17 protein-coding genes are annotated in these 17,914 nt (G+C 66.3%); 5 read left to right on the top strand and 12 right to left on the bottom strand.

Annotation, left to right across the window (positions count from 1 at the left end):
- Nucleotides 1-38 precede the first annotated feature (38 nt).
- Nucleotides 39-1,628 (top strand): gamma-glutamyltransferase, encoded by a 1,590-nt coding sequence (locus tag JEY66_RS12325; RefSeq protein WP_018273245.1) that lies wholly within the window; start codon nucleotides 39-41, stop codon nucleotides 1,626-1,628.
- Between the two features lie 213 nt (nucleotides 1,629-1,841).
- A complete protein-coding gene (locus JEY66_RS12320) occupies nucleotides 1,842-2,234 on the top strand; it encodes a PaaI family thioesterase (protein ID WP_245163949.1) in 393 nt (130 codons plus the stop codon).
- A gap of 12 nt (nucleotides 2,235-2,246) precedes the next feature.
- Here the strand turns inward: JEY66_RS12320 and JEY66_RS12315 are convergent, their stop codons facing one another.
- The 7 genes from JEY66_RS12315 to JEY66_RS12285 form a co-directional block, all read right to left on the bottom strand.
- Nucleotides 2,247-2,945, bottom strand: coding sequence for a class I SAM-dependent methyltransferase (locus JEY66_RS12315; RefSeq protein ID WP_018273246.1), 699 nt, complete (start codon nucleotides 2,943-2,945; stop codon nucleotides 2,247-2,249).
- Between the two features lie 7 nt (nucleotides 2,946-2,952).
- The gene (locus JEY66_RS12310) at nucleotides 2,953-3,447 is read right to left on the bottom strand and encodes a hypothetical protein (protein WP_018273247.1); all 495 of its coding nucleotides are present in this window, start codon (nucleotides 3,445-3,447) and stop codon (nucleotides 2,953-2,955) included.
- 48 nt (nucleotides 3,448-3,495) lie between these two features.
- Entirely contained in the window at nucleotides 3,496-6,726 is a 3,231-nt protein-coding gene (locus JEY66_RS12305; protein WP_026193209.1) for an adenylate/guanylate cyclase domain-containing protein, read from the bottom strand.
- Between the two features lie 80 nt (nucleotides 6,727-6,806).
- Nucleotides 6,807-8,099, bottom strand: coding sequence for an NAD(P)/FAD-dependent oxidoreductase (locus tag JEY66_RS12300; RefSeq protein WP_018273249.1), 1,293 nt, complete (start codon nucleotides 8,097-8,099; stop codon nucleotides 6,807-6,809).
- 228 nt (nucleotides 8,100-8,327) lie between these two features.
- On the bottom strand, nucleotides 8,328-9,059 hold the full coding sequence (locus JEY66_RS12295) for an amino acid ABC transporter ATP-binding protein (protein ID WP_018273250.1): 732 nt from the start codon (nucleotides 9,057-9,059) through the stop codon (nucleotides 8,328-8,330).
- Nucleotides 9,056-9,709: an amino acid ABC transporter permease gene (locus JEY66_RS12290; RefSeq protein WP_018273251.1), complete on the bottom strand. Its 654-nt coding sequence runs from the start codon at nucleotides 9,707-9,709 to the stop codon at nucleotides 9,056-9,058. The genes JEY66_RS12295 and JEY66_RS12290 overlap by 4 nt, the downstream gene beginning before the upstream one ends.
- A gap of 183 nt (nucleotides 9,710-9,892) precedes the next feature.
- Entirely contained in the window at nucleotides 9,893-10,660 is a 768-nt protein-coding gene (locus tag JEY66_RS12285) for an ABC transporter substrate-binding protein (protein WP_018273252.1), read from the bottom strand.
- A 164-nt stretch (nucleotides 10,661-10,824) separates the two neighbouring features.
- On the opposite strand from JEY66_RS12285, the gene JEY66_RS12280 reads away from it, so the two are divergent.
- Nucleotides 10,825-11,514 carry a cupin domain-containing protein gene (locus tag JEY66_RS12280; protein ID WP_018273253.1) on the top strand — a complete coding sequence of 230 codons (690 nt, stop codon included), beginning with the start codon at nucleotides 10,825-10,827 and terminating at the stop codon, nucleotides 11,512-11,514.
- 189 nt (nucleotides 11,515-11,703) lie between these two features.
- Here the strand turns inward: JEY66_RS12280 and JEY66_RS12275 are convergent, their stop codons facing one another.
- Genes JEY66_RS12275 through JEY66_RS12265 form a run of 3 tightly spaced genes read right to left on the bottom strand, consistent with a single transcriptional unit; the run spans nucleotide 11,704 to nucleotide 15,515 of the window.
- Complete coding sequence (locus JEY66_RS12275) at nucleotides 11,704-13,971, bottom strand: xanthine dehydrogenase family protein molybdopterin-binding subunit (RefSeq protein ID WP_018273254.1); 2,268 nt, start codon at nucleotides 13,969-13,971, stop codon at nucleotides 11,704-11,706.
- 3 nt (nucleotides 13,972-13,974) lie between these two features.
- Nucleotides 13,975-15,021, bottom strand: a complete 1,047-nt coding sequence (locus JEY66_RS12270; RefSeq protein ID WP_018273255.1) for an FAD binding domain-containing protein — start codon at nucleotides 15,019-15,021, stop codon at nucleotides 13,975-13,977.
- Complete coding sequence (locus JEY66_RS12265; protein WP_016844547.1) at nucleotides 15,018-15,515, bottom strand: (2Fe-2S)-binding protein; 498 nt, start codon at nucleotides 15,513-15,515, stop codon at nucleotides 15,018-15,020. The genes JEY66_RS12270 and JEY66_RS12265 overlap by 4 nt, the downstream gene beginning before the upstream one ends.
- 165 nt (nucleotides 15,516-15,680) lie before the next feature.
- On the opposite strand from JEY66_RS12265, the gene JEY66_RS12260 reads away from it, so the two are divergent.
- Nucleotides 15,681-16,328 (top strand): TetR/AcrR family transcriptional regulator, encoded by a 648-nt coding sequence (locus JEY66_RS12260; protein ID WP_026193210.1) that lies wholly within the window; start codon nucleotides 15,681-15,683, stop codon nucleotides 16,326-16,328.
- A gap of 48 nt (nucleotides 16,329-16,376) precedes the next feature.
- On the opposite strand, the gene JEY66_RS12255 is transcribed toward JEY66_RS12260, so the two are convergent.
- Both JEY66_RS12255 and JEY66_RS12250 read right to left on the bottom strand, forming a co-directional pair.
- Nucleotides 16,377-16,793, bottom strand: coding sequence for a cupin domain-containing protein (locus JEY66_RS12255; protein ID WP_016844549.1), 417 nt, complete (start codon nucleotides 16,791-16,793; stop codon nucleotides 16,377-16,379).
- 166 nt (nucleotides 16,794-16,959) lie between these two features.
- On the bottom strand, nucleotides 16,960-17,289 hold the full coding sequence (locus tag JEY66_RS12250; RefSeq protein WP_016844550.1) for a hypothetical protein: 330 nt from the start codon (nucleotides 17,287-17,289) through the stop codon (nucleotides 16,960-16,962).
- Between the two features lie 146 nt (nucleotides 17,290-17,435).
- Here JEY66_RS12250 and JEY66_RS12245 point away from each other — a divergent pair, with 146 nt between their 5' ends.
- Nucleotides 17,436-17,639 carry a hypothetical protein gene (locus JEY66_RS12245; RefSeq protein ID WP_016844551.1) on the top strand — a complete coding sequence of 68 codons (204 nt, stop codon included), beginning with the start codon at nucleotides 17,436-17,438 and terminating at the stop codon, nucleotides 17,637-17,639.
- The last annotated feature ends 275 nt before the right edge of the window (nucleotides 17,640-17,914 follow it).

Raw genomic sequence — 17,914 nt, 5'->3', positions numbered from 1 at the left:
CGTGCCCCACCCGCAACAAGAACAGCGAAAGCAACGCCATGTCCGACCAGTTCTCCAACTCGCAAGTGATCCGCAAGCCGGCCGTCAGCGCCAAGGGCGGCATCGTCGCCGCACAGTCGCGCAAGGCGGCCGAGATCGGCGCGGAGGTATTGGCCGCGGGCGGCGATTGCGTCGACGCCGTGATCGCGACCACCTTCGCGCTTGGCGTCGTGGAGCCGTGGATGAGCGGCGCCGGCGGCGGCGGCGCGATGGTGCTGTATCGCGCCAAGGAGAACCGCGTCGAGGTGATCGACTACGGCATGCGCGCCCCTGACGGCCTGCGCATCGAGGATTATCCGCTGACCGGCGGGGCGGCCTCCGACCTGTTCCCCTGGGCGCGGGTCAAGGACGACCGCAACCTGCACGGCCCCGGCTCGATCGCGGTGCCCGGTGTCGTTGCCGGCATGGAGGAAGCGCATCGCCGCCACGCCAAAATGCCGTGGAAGGACCTGCTGGCGCCGAGCGTCAAGCTCGCCGGCGAAGGCCTTCTGGTCGATTGGTGGACCACCGCGATGATCGCAAGCTCCGCCGCCGATCTGCGGCGCTATCCCGCCAGCGCGGCGGCGTATCTGCAGGATGGCCTGCCGCCGAACGCGCAATGGGGCATCAGGTCGGTGGTCCGCATGCCGCAGGACAGGCTGAAGGCCACGATGGCGCAGCTCGCTGCCGCCGGTCCGCGCGATTTCTACGAGGGCGATCTGGCGCGCAGCATCGCCGACGACATCCAGGCCGCCGGCGGCGCGCTGTCGGTGCGCGACCTCGCCGCCTTCCGCGCCCATCTGCGCGAGCCGCTGAAGATTCCTTACCGCGGCGGCACGGTCTATGCGACGCCGGAGCTGACCGCGGGTCCGACCATGGCGCGCACGCTCGGCCTGCTGCAAAAGGCGCTGGCGCCCACGCAGGGCGGTCCGGATGCGGCGGCCTACGCTGCCTATGCCGAGGCGCTGCAAGCCGCCTATCGCGAACGGCTGAAGGACATGGGCGATGTCGACGGCCGCCGCGCGCTCGGCGCCGAAGCAATCGCGCCAAGCTGCACCACGCATTTCTCCGCGGTCGACCGCGACGGCAACATGGCCGCGGTGACGCAGACCTTGCTGTCGACCTTCGGCTCCAAATTCGTGACGCCGAACACCGGGCTGACCATGAACAACGGCATCATGTGGTTCGATCCGACGCAAGGCAATCCGAACTCGCTTGCGCCCGGCAAACGCTGCCTGACCAACTACACGCCGGTCGTGGCGCAGGCGGCCGACGGCCGCACGCTCGCCGCGGGTGCATCGGGCGGCCGCCGCATCCTGCCGGCGGTGTCGCAACTGCTCTCCTTCGTGATGGATTTCGGCATGGATCTCGACGCCGCGATCCACCAGCCCCGGATCGACGCCAGCGAGGGCGCCGTGGTGATCGGCGACAAGCGCCTGCCCTCCAGCGTGCGCGAGGCGCTGCGCGGCCGCTTCGACTTCGAGGAGGCCCGTATCCAGACCCTGCCGATGAAGTTCGCCTGCCCGAGCGTCGTGCTGCGCGACGGCACCACCAACAGCGGCGTCACCGAGCCGTTCCAGCCCTGGGGCGACGCGATCGCGGAAGGGTGAGATGTGCTCACGACTCGCTTCCCACCGTCGTCCCGGCGAAGACCGGGACCCATACTCCGGGGCGGGCGTTGTGAAGGGGCTCGTCGTTCCAGCGTCGTTCAACAATGACCATTTGTGGTTATGGGTCCCGGCCTTCGCCGGGACGACACTGAGTTTATTGCATGACCCGAACGGGCTGATACATTTGGACCGACAACAATTGCGGTGACCGGCTTGAGTGAAGCAAGCGCAGACATGCCACCCGGCGCGCAACTTCTTGGACGCGAGTGGCTGGGCTTCGACGGTGAAATCGCCACAGTCCGTTTCGAGGCGCAACCCTTGTTCACCAACCGCCATGGAACGATCCAGGGTGGTTTCCTTGCCGCGATGCTGGATTCAGCGACAGGCCTCGGCGCTCTCGCAGCGCTGCCCGCAACGCGGACCGTCGTGACCAGGACGCTGACCACGCGGTTTCTCAAACCAGCGCGCATCGGCCCGATCACGGCCAAGGCGAAGGTCATCTCGCAGACCGACCGCGACATGATCGTGGAAGCCGATCTGATCGACGCCAACGATGTGACGGTCGCCAGCGCCACGGCCGAGTTGCGGGTTCTGGACAAGCGATAGTCCGCAGTTCGATCAGCAATCCCTGCATCGCGCCAGCAGGGTGACTTCGTTCATTCCGTAGCCGTCGACGGTCTCGACGGTGCAGCCCAGCTCGCGTTCGCAATACTGGATCCACGGCTCGGGCCTCGTGCAGTAAAGCTGGTGCGCCGGCACTGCATTGGCGGCTGCCGTGGGGTCCGCCTCCCCGGTGACGAAGTTGACGCTGAAGCCGCGCAGGCTGGCGCGGCGCAGGTCGGCCAGCATCCCGGCGACGAATGCCTCCCAGGATCGGCGGCAACCGCCGACATCGACATTCATGATGCCGCTCGCGACCGAATAGGTCGCGCGGCGCGGGCTGCCCTTGCCGACCTTGAAGCGGCGCCCCGGCGCCGAGAAACGGCGGCGCGCGCGGCTGATCATGGCGCGCGACAGGTCGATCCCGAGATAGTCGATCTCCGCTTGCGGATGGCGCCTTGCGAGATAGGCGCACAACGCGCCGTATCCGCAGCCGATGTCGTTCAGGCTGAACGGCGCGGAGAAGTCGCAGAGCTTCAGCAACTGGACGAAGCGGAGGTCCTGGGTGGCCTGGCAGGACCAGTCCACCCCGCGCGGGGTGGCGCCGTATTTGGCGACCCGCGCGCTGTAGTAGGATTCGACATCGGCATAGAGGACGGAGAACCGCGCCCGGTCGCCTTCGGCGCCGAAACCTGCGGTCTCCGCTGCAATGCTCACGTCTTGCTCACTTCTTGGCCTTGGCCCGCCGCTGCTTCGCCATCGCAGCAAGCTCCTTGCGGGCGACCTGGCTTGGCTTGGTCGGGATCGACAGAACCCGATACGACTGGGTCGAGTAGATCAGCGGCGTATGGCCGTCGGCCGCAAACGTCACCTTCGGATTTTCCTTCATGGCGTGAACGCTAACCAGCACCGGCAGATACGGACCCTGCGTGAGCGCCTGGCGGAACGCCTGGACCACCCGCTTGTATCCGCTCACATTGGGCTGATCGGAAGGATAGTCCTTGAGCGTGCCGAGGAAGGTGTACCAGCGCTTCCGCTCGGCCCGGTCGGCCGGCTCGATCCCGATCAGCCTGAACGACTGCTCGAGGGGATGATTGGGAGAGAAGATGTCGAATTCCTTTTGCAGCTCGACCATCTCCATGATCCCGCCGGGACCAAACCGCTTGTTCAGCAGATCCAGAACATCGCGCGTCGTATCGTCTTGAATCATCCGTCCCATCAGAACCCCCTCAATACCTTGTTTCCAGAAATGAAAAAATCGTCGCGTCTAGCGACGTCGCTCAAGATGCAATCGAAGCTGATCGAGTTGTGGCGTGAAGTAGACTGCCCCCGAGACATCGAGCAAATTCTGAGCGCCGCCGACAATCTCGTCAAGCTCATCATGTGACGTGCTGCCCAAAGCGCAAATGATCAGGCCGCGCAGCACGGTCGCGTGCAGCTCGGCGACGCGATCGGTCCTTCGCCGCGCGACCATCAGCGCCTCGTCCACCGCTTGCAGGGCCGCATGGTGGTCGGCGGCGCGATAGAGCGCTTCGGCCAGATCCGCGAGCATGCGCGCCTCGAATTCGAGGCCGGCTCGCGCAGAGCGCGCAAAGTCGATCGCCTCCTGAAGCTGGGCGGCGGCAACCTTGAAGTCGCCCGCGGCGCCGCTGGCGAGGCCGGCGCTGGCGAGCGCCGCGACCCGCAGATAGGGCGTGCCGGACTGCTCGGCCAGTTCGGCGATTCTCGCCGCATGCGGCTTGGCGAGGTCCGGCCGGCCGCGGCTCCAGCCCATCTCCACCATCGCAAAATGCGGAATGAACTGCACGACGGCGGCGAAGCGCTCCGGCTCGGCCCGCAGCACCTCGGCGATCCCCCGCTCGGCCTCGTCGAACCGGCCCAGCCGCACCAGAATTCTGGTGCCGAGACACCTGATCCAGTGCTCGACGTCGAAGCCGAGAATCTGGTTCGGGTTGAGACCGAGTGTGACGTTGTTGTGAAAACCGCCCTGCTCGGCAATCGCGGCAACCGCCACCTGCCCGGCGTCGAGCGCCTCGGCAAGACGGCCCGACAGGAAGAACGCCTGGCTCAGCATGGCATTGACCGTCGCAAACCGTCCGACGTCCCCGGTGCCGGAGGTGAGCTTCAAGGCGTCCTGCACGAGATTGACATAGTCGTCGGCCGCCGCGGTCGCGGCCAGGATCCTGCCGTAGGCTCCGAGCAGGATCGGCTCGTGCACCGGGTCCGCCGCGCGTGCGTATTTGATCGCCTCTTCGGCGTAGGGCTTGACCTCTTCGGCGGACATGCCTTCACGCCAGCCGAAGTTGAGGATCTGGCCGCTCGACATCGCCCGCAGCCGGTCGACATATTCGGACGGGGGCTGGTCCTGCAGCAGGGCGCGAACCTTTTTCCAGCTCTTCATTGCCTCGGCGGAGTTGGTCTTGCCGATCCAGCGCGCCGCGCGCTGCAAATGGGTCACCGCCTCCAGCGGCTGGCCCGCGGCCTCGTAGTGATAGGCGAGCAGCCCGGCAAACTCGTCGAGCTTGCCCCAGTCGAAGCCCTCGATCGCCTTGGCGACGGTCGCATGCAGCGTGGTCAGCCGCGACCGCAACTGGGTTGCATAGGCGACCTCCTGGATCAACGGATGGCGAAACGCCAGCAGTCCCTTGTCGTAGGGCGGCAGGGCGTACAGCAGCTCGGCCTGGCGGAGCTGCGCGATGGCGTTCTGCAAATCGTCGTTCGGCAGCGCCGCGACCGGACGCAGCACCGACATCGCGACCAGCCGGCCGATCACCGCCGCCGTCTCGAGCACCTGCTTGGCGATATCCTCGAGGTGATCGATGCGGGCGGCCACGACGGCCTGCACCGTTGCGGGCAGCGGCACCGCATCGACGCCATGCTTGAGCCGGTAGTTGCCGCGTTCGCCCTCCACATTGCCGCGCTCCACGACGGTGTTGGCAAGCTCCTCGATGAAGAACGGATTGCCCTGCGCGCGTTCGATGACATTGCTGCTCAGCGAGGCCAGCGAGGGATGCCTGCCGAAATGCTCGCGGAGCAGCTCGTTCGAATCGGACCACGGCAGCGGCGGGATTGCGATCTGACGATAGTGCGACCGCTGCATGAAAGGTGCCGTGAAGCCCGGCCTGAAATTGACCACAAGCAACGTCGCGGTGCCGACGATGGCATCGACCAGCGTCTCGACGAACTCTTCGCTGGCGGCATCGATCCAGTGCAGGTCCTCGATCATGACGACCGCCGGCGTGTCCCCGGGGCGCGCGCGCACCAGCGTTCGAACGAGATCGAGCAGCTGCAGCCGCAGCGCGCGCGGATCGAGCTTCGGGGCCGGATGCTCCGGATCGGCAAGGCCGAGGAATTCGAGCAGCACCAGCAGCTCCTGCTCCGACGCGGCCATCTCGGCGAAACGATCGATGACGCGACGCCGGGATGTTTCGATCGGCTCCTTGACGCGGATGCCGAAGATGTCGCGCAACAGCTCGAGCACGGGCTGGAACGGCGTTGCGCGGCCATGCGCCAGCACGCGCGCCTCATAGACGCGAATGCCCTTGCGGCGGCAATTTTCGGCGAACTCGAAGCAAAGCCGGCTCTTGCCGATGCCGGCGTCGCCGACCATGCCGACGACCCGGCCGTCGCCGCCAACCGCACGCGACAGCTCATGCTCCAGCGCCGCCATCTGCTCGGTCCGGTTGACCATCGAGGTCAGGCGGCGGCCGCTGCGGAAAACGTCGCTGGCGGGCGCGCTGAGCAGCCCGGTCAGCTTGAAGACCTCCACCGGCATGGAGATGCCGCGAATGGTCTGCATGCCGAGCGGCGACACCTCGACGAATTGCCTGGCGCCGACATAGGTGTCCCGCGTGATGAGGATCGCGCCCTCATCGGCCATCTGCTCCATCCGGTTGGCGATATGGACGTTGGCGCCGGCGGCGTCGTAGGTCTGGTAGATGGTGTTTTCCACCGTTTGCACCACGACTTCGCCGGTGTGCAGCCCGACCCGGATCTGCATGCCGGGATCGGCGAGCCTGGCGACCGAATCCTGCATGGCGAGCGCGGCGAGACAGCCGCGGACCGCATGGTCCTCGTGCGGGCGCGGCGGCGCGCCGAACAGCGCCATGACGCCGTCGCCCTGGATCTTGTTGACGATGCCGTCATAGCGGTGGACGGCTTCCTTCATCAGGTCGAGCACCGGCTCGAGGCGCCGCATGCCGAGCTCGGGATCGCCGAGGCTGTCGATCAGATTGGTCGAGTTGCGGATATCGGCAAACAGCAAAGTGAGGTTCTTGCGCTCGCCGCCCTTGGTGCTGAGCGAACGCAGCAGCCGCTGCGAGGGCGCATCGGGACGGACGCTGCCCGTGGCGAGCGCGGTGCCACAGCGGCCGCAGAAGCGGCTGGAGGGCCCGTTCACATGCTGACAGGAGTCACATTTGAGGCCTAACGGCGCACCGCAATCTTCACAATAATCGTTGCCAGCCCGGTTCGCATGACCGCATCGCTCGCACTGCATGAACAGCCTTTCAGTAAAGACTGCGAATATATCCGACGCACGAGATTAGCCCAGCACATTCTGTAATTGTGTTAAATGCCTCACACACCAAACCGGTCCCGCACCCGGCCGGTCAGCACGGCCGTGGTGACGCCGACCCGCCAGAAGGCGTGCATCGGGATCGGTTTGATACCGGTCACGGGCATGTCGATCCCGGCCTTGGGGCCGCCGATCAGGCGGCGGGCCAGCTCTGCGCCCATCGCGGTCGAGAGCGCGACGCCGCGGCCGTTGCAGCCGAGCGAGATCAGCAAATTCTCCGCGGGCTCATGGACATGCGGGTAGTGATCGGCGGTGATGGCAAGACGGCTGTTCCAGCCGTGGGTCCAGCCGACGCCCCTGAGCTGCGGCCACAGCCGCTCGGCGTAGCGGATCAGATAGGCGACGTCGGTCGGCTTGCTGATCCAGCGCATCGGGCCGCGGCCGCCCATCAAGAGCCGGTTGTGCTGGTCGATGCGGTAATAGACCGTGATGTGGCCGCTTTCGTAGAGCACCGGGCGGGTCGGCATGATCGCGCGCGCGATCTCGTCGGACAGCGGCGCGGTCGCCGCGATCGACGAGAACACCGGCACGATGCTGCGGCGAAGCGCCGGCCAGAGATCATCGGTAAAGCCGTTGGTCGCGAGCAGCACCTTGTCGGCGAGCACGACCGCGCGCGGCGTCGCGATCCGCCAGCGGCCGCCGTCGCGGCGGAGCGACAGCGCCGGGGTCTCGCCATGGACGGCGACGCCGGCCCCGATCGCGGCGCGCGCAAGACCCCGCGCATAGCTCAGAGGATGCAAATCGCCGCCGCGCGCATCCAGCATGGCGCAGAGGTAACGGTCGCTGCCGGTCATCGCCCGCATTTCGGCGGCGTCGAGCAGCTTCACCGGCATGCCGCGCCGGATGCACTGCTTTGCCGTGGTTTCGATCGCCGCCGCGCTGGCTTCGTTGTAGGCGGCGCGCAGCGTGCCGTTCTGCCTGGCCTCGCAGGGGATCTGGTAGCGGCGGATCAAATCATGCGTGAAGTTGGTGGTGCCGTAGGAGAATTCGATCATGCGGCGGCCGAGATCGGCGCCGAAATCCGCTTCGATCTGATCCGGGTCGTGCTTCAGTCCCGGATTGGTCTGTCCGCCATTGTTGCCGGAGGCGCCCCAGCCCGGCTCCTGCGCTTCCAGCACGGTTGCGAGCACGCCCTGCTCGGCGAGGTGCAGCGCGGTCGACAGGCCGGTGAAGCCGCCGCCGATGATCGCGACCGGCACGCTCTTGTCCGACGTCAGCGGAGGCGTCGACGTCGCCTCCACCGCGGTGTCGGCATAGAGACTCGGTGGCAGCGGCAGGCGGGTGGAAGAGGTCATTGTAGGATACCGAACTAGAATGGATGTTGTGCCGAACGGCGCGTCCACAGACTCACTCACCTCTCCCGCTTGCGGGGGAGGTCGGATTGCATCGTAGATGCAATCCGGGTGGGGGCTCTTTCCACAATGCGACTCGTGGAGAGACCCCCACCCCAGCCCTCCCCCGCAAGCGGGAGAGGGGATGCAGTGCCGGTGCAGCTACAGCTCGACCGAGCAACGTCATGATGCTCACAGCGGATGCAGCACGCGGCGCAGGAAATCCTGGGTGCGCGGGTGCTGGGGTTGGTTGAGGACGGATTTGGCGGCGCCCTGCTCGACGATGACGCCGCCATCGATGAACAGCACGCGGTCGGCGACGTCGCGGGCAAACCCCATTTCATGGGTGACGACGACCATGGTCATGCCGTCGTCGGCGAGCTTGCGCATCACCGACAGCACTTCGCCGACCAGTTCCGGATCGAGCGCGGAGGTCGGCTCGTCGAACAGGATCGCCTTCGGCTGCATCGCCAGCGCCCGCGCGATCGCGACGCGCTGCTGCTGGCCGCCGGAGAGTTTTGGCGGGTGCACCTCGGCCTTGTCGGCGAGCCCGACCTGCGCGAGCAGCGCGCGGCCGCGGGCGATCGCCTGCTCGCGCGGCTCCTTCTTCACATAAAGCGGCCCCTCGATGACGTTCTCGAGCGCCGTGCGATGCGGAAACAAATTGAAGCGCTGGAACACCATCGAGACCTGGGTGCGGATCGCCACGATCGAGCGGTCATTGCTGTCGACGCGCGCACCCTCGACGCTGATCTCGCCGCGATCGTAGCTCTCGAGCCCGTTGATGCAGCGCAGGATGGTCGACTTGCCGGAGCCGGACGGGCCGATGATGCACACCACCTCGCTCCTGGCGACGGAGGCGGTGATGCCCTTCAGCACCTCGACCTTGCCAAAACTCTTGTGGACGTCGTGGAGCTCGATCATTTGCGGTTCGCCTTGTTCTCGAAGTGCCGAACCAGCAGGATGAGCGGAATGCTCATGGTGAGGTACATCAGCGCCACCAGCGTGAACACGCTGGTGTTCTTGAAGGTCGAGGAGGCGATCAGCTTGCCCTGCAGCGCGAGCTCGGCGACCGTGATGGTGGACGCCTGCGAGGAATCCTTCAGCATCATGATCATGATGTTGCCGTAGGGCGGCAGGATGATCCTGACCGCCTGCGGCAGCACCACGCGGCGCATGGTGAGCCACCAGCCCATCCCGATGGTCTGCGCCGCCTCGATCTGCCCCTTGTCGATCGCCTCGATGCCGGCGCGGAAATTTTCCGCCTGATAGGCTGAATAGGCGATGCCGAGCCCGATGATCGCGGCCTGCAGCGCCGATAGTGCGATGCCGAAATCGGGCATCACGAAATAGATGTAGAACAGCAGCACGATGATCGGGATGCCGCGGATCACATTGATCAGCGCGGCGCTGAAGCCGACGAGGATGCGAATTCCGGACACCCGCATCAAGGCCCACACCAGCCCGAGCACGGTCGACAGCAACAGCGAGCCGACGGTGACGACGATGGTCAGCCAAACCCCCTGCAGCAGGATCGGCACGAACTCGACGGCGTCATGGAAGAATTTTTGCATCGGCTAAATTTATCCCGCCGTCACCCGCTCCCGTCATCCTGAGGAGCGGCGTCTTCGCCGCGTCTCGAAGATGAATCGGCCCGGCTGGTGGCCGTCGACCCTTCGAGACGCGCTACGCGCTCCTCAGGATGACGGGTCACTGAGCTTGCGTGGCCCGGCAAGTCCAATAGCAGCACACGCGCGTCACGACGCGCCGGCCTTCTGGCCCCACTTTTCCAGGATCTTGGCGATCGTGCCGTTCGCCTTCAGCTTGGCGAGCGAGGCATTGATCTTCGCGAGCAGCTCGGTGTCGCTCTTGCGGACGCCGATCGCGACCGTGCCCACCGTGACCGGCTTGTAGCCGTCGACCAGCCGCACGTCGGCGAAATTGCCCTGCTGCAGATTGTAGGCGAGGATCGGATAGTCGGCGAAGCCGGCCTTGAGGCGGCCCGCATTCACGTCGCGCAGGATGTCGGGAATGGTATCGTAGACCTTGACCTCGCTGAACAGCCCGGTCTTCTTCAGCGCATCGACAAAGGCAGTACCGACCTGGGCGCCGACCACGGTGCCCTTCAGATCCTCCTGCGAGGCATAGGCCTTGGTGTCGGCCTTCGGCACCACGAGGCCCTCGCCGTAGGTGTAGACTGGATCGGAGAAGTCGATCACCTCCTTGCGCGCGGCGGTGGCGAACATCGCAGCCGCAATGATGTCGATCTTGTTCGCGGTCAGCGAGGGGATCAGTGCCGAGAACTGCATCGGCTCGATCTGCACGGTAAAGCCGGCGTCCTTGCCGATCTCGGTGGCGAGATCGACCATGATGCCCTGGATCGAGTTGGTCTTGGTGTCGAGGAAGGTGAAGGGAATGCCGGTCGGGGTCGACCCGACCTTCAGCACCTGCTGCGCCCCTGACGGCGCGGTCAAGGCAAGGGCAAGGGCGGCCACCGCGGCCTGGACGAGACGCTGAAACGACATCGCAACACCTCCCGAAGCTGGCCCTGGCGCCGCATCGCCCGCGCGTTTCGGGCTTTTGGTTGCGGTCGACGCCGTTCCGGCCTATTTTCACCAATATGAAATTGTGGTCACGAAACCGCGGCCAATGCAAGCGGTTTTCATGCACATGAAGGAAGCGGACTGACGTGAGCGGCGGCAACAGAATGCGCAAAGGCACGGCAGCAAGGCCCGCGACGGCACGCCGCGCGGCCAGGACTCCGGCGAAGAAACCGGCCAAGAAACCGGCCGGCAAGCCGGCCGAGCCCGCGATGGATCTCGCGGTCGGACGCCGCATCCGCGACCTGCGCCGCAGCAAGGAGATGTCGCTGGAGGTGGTTGCCGCGCGCACCGACTTGTCGATCGGCTTCATCAGCCAGATCGAGCGCGGCCTGTCGTCGCCCTCGCTGCGCGTGCTGGCGACATTGGCCGACGTGCTCGGCGTCGGCATCGCCGCGCTGTTCGGCGCGACGCCGAAAGATGACGGCGCCGGCGGCGTCGTGACCCGCGAGGTGCAGCGCGCCGAGCTGAAGCTTTGGCGCACCGGAATCTCAAAGCAGCTGCTGAGTCCGGCCGGCAGCGAGAGCCGGCTCAATCTGTTCCTGGTGCATCTCGAGCCCGGCGGCAACACCGGCGACGAGTTCTATACCCATGACGGCGAAGAAGCCGGCCTCGTGCTCCAGGGCGAGATGACGCTGACGGTGGACACCGAGACCTGGACGCTGAAGCAGGGCGACAGCTTCCGCTTCGCCAGCCGCCGCCCGCACCGGTTTTCCAACCCGGCGCGCGATGCGAAGGCTATGGTGCTGTGGGTGAACTGCGTGACGGCGGCGGGGTGAGGCCCCGCTCTCTCCATTCGTCGTCCCGGCGAAGGCCATCCCGCGTCGTCCCGGCGCAGGCCGGGACCCATTACCACAGGGTTGTGTTGTTGAAGACCGCTGCGGCCCCAGCGTTGCATCACAACTTACATTCGTGGTTATGGGTCCCGGCTTTCGCCGGGACGACATCGATGGTTACATCGAGCAGTGTCAACTTAACCCCATCACCACTTCCTCGATCTTGATCGGGAAATTCCGCACCCGGATGCCGGTGGCGTGGAAGACGGCGTTGGCGACGGCGCCGGCGCTGCCGGTGATGCCGATCTCGCCGACGCCCTTGATGCCGAGCGGATTGACGTGCGGATCGTGCTCGTCGACCGTGATCACCTCCATCGACGGCACGTCGGCATTCACGGGCACATGATACTCGGCAAGGTTCGCATTCAGGATGCGTCCGGACCTCTTGTCCATCACCGCCTCCTCGTGCAGCGCGAAGGAAAGGCCCCAGATCATGCCGCCGCGCAGCTGGCTCTGCACCATCAACGGATTGATGATGCGGCCGGCGGCGAACGCGCCGACCAGCCGCGTGGCGCGGATCTGGCCGAGCTCCGGATCGACCTTCACCTCGGCAAAGACGGCGCCATGCGCGTGCATCGCATATTGCGATTGCGCCGCGGAATCAGCCGCACCCGTGCCAGAGGCCTCGACCTCGGCAACGCCGGCGCGCGCCAGGATCTCGGCGTAGCTTTCGCTGCGCGCGTCATCGTCGCGGCGATAGAGCCGCCCGGCCCGCGCCACCACGCCGGCATTGCCGGCGCCGAACAGCGGCGAGCGCTGATCGGAGGTCGCAAGTTCGGCGAGCTTTGCGATCACCGCCGCGCCGGCATTGTGGATCGCGGCACCGACCGTTGCAGTGTGCGCGGAGCCGCCGGCGATGCCGGCATCCGGCAGGTCCGAGGTGCCCGACAGGAACGAGATCTGCTCGAGATCGAGCGCGAGCGCGTCGGCCGAGATTTGCGTGAGCGCGGTCCAGGCGCCCTGCCCCATATCGTGCGCGCCACTCTCCATCACCCCGCGTCCGTCGGCGCGGATCACGGCGCGGGCATTGCCCTGGAACATCAGCGCCGGGAATGTCGCGGTGCCCATGCCCCATCCGACGAGGAAGCCGTTCTCGTCGCGCATCTGCCTTGGCTGCAGCGGACGCCCCGCCCAGCCGAAACGTTCGGCGGCCCTGGCGTAGCACTGCCGCAGCGCCTTGGAGGAAAACGGCTTGCCGGTGATCGGCTCGACCTCGGCGTAGTTCTTCAGCCGGAATTCCAGGGGATCGATGCCGCAGGCGAACGCCGCCTCGTCGATCGCGCTCTCCAGCGCGATCGATCCGGTGGCCTCGCCCGGCGCGCGCATGAACAGCGGCGTGCCGGTGTCGACGCGCACCGCCTCGTGCGCGGTGCGGATTGCCGGGCTCGTATAGAGCGTGTGCGAGGCGTCCGCCGCCGGCTCGTAGAAATCGTCGAAGCTCGATGTCGTGACGCGCGCTTCGTGTTCGAGCGCGGTCAGCAGGCCGTCGTCACCGGTGCCGATCCGGATGCGCTGGCGGGTCTGCGGTCGATGGCCGACCGGGCCGTACATCTGGCTCCGCCGCAGCACCAGCTTGACCGGACGTCCGACCAGCTTCGCCGCCATGATGCCGAGCACCTGCGGCCCGGAGACCAGGCCCTTGGAGCCGAAGCCGCCGCCGAGGAACGGGCTGTTGATGTGGATGTTGCCGGGCGGAACGCCGAACAGGCCGCCGATCCGCATCTGCGCCATCGCCATGCCCTGGCTCGGCGTGTCGAGGAACAAGCGGTCGCCGTCCCACACCGCGACGATCGCGTGCGGCTCCATCGCGTTGTGATACTGCGCCGGCGTCTCGTAGGTTGCGTCGATCCGCTTCGATGCCGCGGCAAGGCCCGCATCGATATCGCCGTGGCGGACCTCGGCGGGATTGCCGATGCCGACCACCGGCGGCGCATAGGCCTCCCCGGCGTCGAGGCCGACGCGCGCGATCTCGACCTGATAGCGCGGCGACAGCAGCGCGGCGCCTTCGGTGGCGGCCTCCAGCGTCTCGGCGATCACCACCGCGATCGCCTGGTTGGCGTAGCGCACCTCGTCGCTCTGCAGGAGCTCCATGCGGAAGGCGAACGGATTGCCCTTGGCGTCCGGGTCCTCCGCGAGCTCCGGCTTGTGCGCCGGCGTCATCACATCGATGACGCCGGGGTGGCGCCTGGCGGCAACGACGTCGAGCGCGGTGACGCGGCCGCGCGCGATGCAGCTGGTCGCGATCACGGCATAGACCATGCCGGGCGGATGATTGTCGGCGGCATAGCGCGCCTTGCCGGTCACCTTCAAGGTGCCGTCGGTGCGGGTCAGCGGCTGGCCGATATTCGAGCCGTGCCTGACATGGGCGGGGTCGCGGGTCAGATTGAGTTCAGCCGTCATGCGTTACGCTCCTGCAACGGATGAGAAGGGAGAGCCCGGCAGCGCGGGAATGCGATCCGGCGTGCCTGCGGCAGCAAGGGTGAGCGCGCGCGCGACGATGCGCTGCGCGAGCTCGATCTTGAAGGCGTTGTCGCCGGACGGTTTTGCGCCCGCGAGCGCGGCGCGCGCCGCCTCGCGATAGCTAGCCGCATCCGGCGCGGCGCCCGCGAGCACCTGCTCGGCCTCGCGCGCCCGCCACGGCTTTGCCGCGACGCCGCCGAGCGCAAGCCGCGCCTCGCGGATTTTTCCATCCTCGATGCGCAAGCCGGCCGCAGCCGAGACCACGGCAAACGCATAGGAGGTGCGCTCGCGCACCTTGATGTAGCGCGCATGCCCGGAGAAGCCTTGCGCTTCGGCCGGCAGCCGCAGCGCGACGATCAGGTCGCCGCGCTCCAGCGCGGTCTCGCGCTCCGGCGTCTCGCCCGGCAGACGGTGCAGCGCCTCGAGCGGCAGCTCGCGCCGGCCGGTCTTGCCCTCGATCTCGACGACGGCGTCGAACGCGACCAGCGGCACGCAGAAATCCGACGGATGGGTCGCGATGCAGCCCTCGCTCCAGCCGAGCACCGCGTGCAGGCGGTTCTCGCCCTTCAGGGCGTCGCAGCCGGCGCCCGGCCAGCGCCGGTTGCAGGCGCTGCCGGCGTCGTAGAAATAGGCGCAGCGTGTCCGCTGCATCAGATTGCCGCCGACGGTCGCGGCATTGCGCAGCTGGGCGGACGCGCCCGACAGCAACGCCTCGGCAACCGCCGGATAGTTGCGCGCAAACTCCGCGTCATGCGCGAGATCCGCATTGCGCACCAGCGCGCCGATCCGCAGGCCGCCGTCGGCCAGATGCTCGATGCGGTCGAGCCCCGGCAGACGCGTGACGTCGACGAGAAGGCTCGGCCGGCTGACGCCGCCCTTCATCAGGTCGAGCAGATTGGTGCCGGAGGCGAGATAGCTCGCGCCCTTTTCGGATGCCGCCGCGATCGCGTCCGCGACGCTGGCCGGCCTGACATAATCGAAGTTCATCATGCGGAGCGCCTCTGTTTGGTCGCGTTGATGCCGGCCTGCGCCTCGAGCACGGCCTCGGTGATTCCTTGATAGGCCCCGCAGCGGCACAGATTGCCGCTCATGCATTCGCGCACGCGCTCCGGATCGTCGCCGGCCTGGCCTTCCTGGATCAGGCCGATGCCGCTCATGATCTGGCCCGGCGTGCAGAAGCCGCACTGGAAGCCGTCATGGGCGATGAAGGCGGCCTGCACCGGATGCAGCTGGTCGCCGCGCGCGACGCCTTCGATGGTTGTGATCTCGGCGCCGTCATGGCTGACGGCGAGCGCGAGGCAGGAATTGATGCGGCGGCCGTCGACCAGGACGGTGCACGCGCCGCACTGGCCGCGGTCGCATCCCTTCTTGGTGCCGGTGAGGTCGAGGCGCTCGCGCAACAGGTCGAGCAGGGTAACGCGGGGGTCGTCGAGGACAATTTCCCGGCGGACACCGTTGATGGTGAGGCTGAGAGGGAGATTCATGCAGGGCTCCGATCCGTGTATGGTCGGGTTGAATCGAGGCAACGGAAACCCGTGGCCGCCGATGCAGGATCGGCGCGCCTTGTCAGGTCCGGTGCTGGTCGCCATATACGGAGGCATCCTCCGTTTACAAGGGAGGGTGAAAAGAAAAAGCCAATGAAAAAACTAATGGCCGCTCGATCACCAGAAATTGCGCGCAAGCCCCGCGCCGACGCCGTGCGCAACCGCGAGCGCGTGCTGGAAGCGGCCAAGGCCGTGTTCTCGGCCGGCGGCAGCGAGGCGAGCCTCGAGGCGGTGGCGCGCCATGCCGGCGTCGGCATCGGCACGCTCTATCGCCACTTCCCGACCCGCGAGGCGCTTTATGAGGCGGTCTATCGCCGCGAGGTCGAGCAGCTCGGCGATCTGGCCGAGCAACTGCAATGCGCGCCCGAGCCGGTCGAGGCGCTGCGGCGCTGGCTGCGCGCCAATGTGGAATTCGTCGCCACCAAGAAGGGCATGGTCGCGGCACTGGCGCTGGTCGCGCACGGCTCGACCGAATTGCACGCCTATTCGTTCGACCGCCTGACCAGGGCGATCGGCACCCTGCTCGCGCGCGCGGTCGCGGCCGGCGCGATCCGCGGCGACATCAGCGCCGAGGACGTGCTGCGCGCGCTGATCGGCATGTGCTACATGCACGACCAGCCCGGCTGGCAGACCACCGCGCTCAGGCTGTTGGACGTATTCGTGGATGGCCTGCGGGTGCAGCCGGTCGGCACGGCAGCCTCCGCGGCAAAGCCTGCGAACAAGGCCGCGCGAAAAGCCCCGCGCAAGGCATAGTTACTGGCCAAGAGCGGTCCGATACAATCGCCGGTTCTGCCGATCGCCTCAGTTCTTTGGCTTGAAGATATCGGCCGTGACGAAGATGACGGCATCCTTGCCATCATTGCGGTGCCAGTGAATTGTCGTTCCAGGCTCGCCCGTCACATCCCCAGCCTTGAAGGTCTGAGAGGTGCCGTCGTCCCGAATGACGGTGTCGTTTCCCTGCAAGAAATATACAACGGCAGGCCGTTCCTTGTGATCGTGCAGGCCGATGTGGCCTCCCGGCTCGATCGTGAGCAGACGGAGCCTCAGTTGCCGACCTTCCATGCCTGGAAATTCGGGGCCCAGTTCGACCACTGTCGTTTTGCTCGTTGTGTATCCCTTGTTGTCCTTCGGTGCATCTGCGGCCAGCGAGACAGCGATCTCTACGCCAAATGCAAATAAAGAGATTAGGAGGCTATAAGAGAGATTGCGCAACGTCATGCCAATACTCCTTTCTTGCCAATAGCAGGAGCTTCATTACGTGCTCGATAAACATCAATCTTAGCGCAATATGGATCACCTTTGGCGTTTTGTCGCTACGTCCATTGTTGGTCTTCGCGATCCGGGGCGTAACGAAAAGCCCCGCACTGAGGCGGGGCTTTCGCGATCATCGCGGATTGGTCCGCGTTCCGCTGTTGTTGCCGGGCAGGTTCGAGGTCCCGGTCGCCGAATTGTTGTTCGGGTCGGTCGAGTAGTTCGGCGTCGAGGTGCCTGGGTTGTTCATGTTGCCAATCGTGCTTCCGGGCGGATTGCTCATTCCCGAGCCGGTTCCCATCCCGGTGGTGCCGCCGGTGCCGGTTCCTGTGCCGGAGCTTCCGGTCCCCGCGCCTGCACTCGCGCCGCCGGCCGATCCGGCGCCGCCGCCACCCTGCGCGAAGGCGAGCGATGTCGACAGCATCATGGCCGCAGCCAATCCGATCGTTGCCAGTTTCTTCATGTGAGGTCCTTTCCTGGTTCGACCGGAAGCAACGTGGACCGCAAGGCGGACGTTCCAGGACGGCGGGACACGCATCCGGCGCGGGCTCGCGAGGAACATGATGCTGGCTGTCCTGTTGAGCGGGATAGCGTTCCCGGAGATGCGCGATGAAGACACTCCAGATGCAGCACGAGATCACTGCCGAACTGGAAAGAAGGTCGGGTGTCACGGGCCTGAAGCTGATCCGGCTCAAGGGCTATACTCCGAGCTGGGATCTCGGCGGCACGCGCGAGACCGCACTGGATGAGGCGAAGGAAAAAGAGCTTCGCGACATCGTGACCAGGATGCAGGACGAGTTCGACATCGCCTAGGACCGCCGCACGAGCACGTTGCACCGGACGAGCCGCGCCTGAACAATCATGACGCCCCTCGTGGCGTCGAGCCAACCGCGCGTGCAATAATATATCGTCCCACGATATATTCTGCGCCAAGGGACATGTTTGACGCTTCCCAAGCGGCGATAACAACACGCGAATTCCGGCCATTGAACGAACGTCGAATGCGCGATCCGACGATTCCATTCGCGCGGCGTGCTCCAGAATGATTATGCTGGCAAAAAACAGGTAGGCGCGGAGGCAAACTCCGC

It is taken from the genome of Bradyrhizobium elkanii USDA 76 (assembly GCF_023278185.1).
Lineage (GTDB): Bacteria > Pseudomonadota > Alphaproteobacteria > Rhizobiales > Xanthobacteraceae > Bradyrhizobium > Bradyrhizobium elkanii.
Note: the sequence above shows the minus strand (reverse complement) of the source record. Positions and strands in the feature narration are given on the sequence as shown.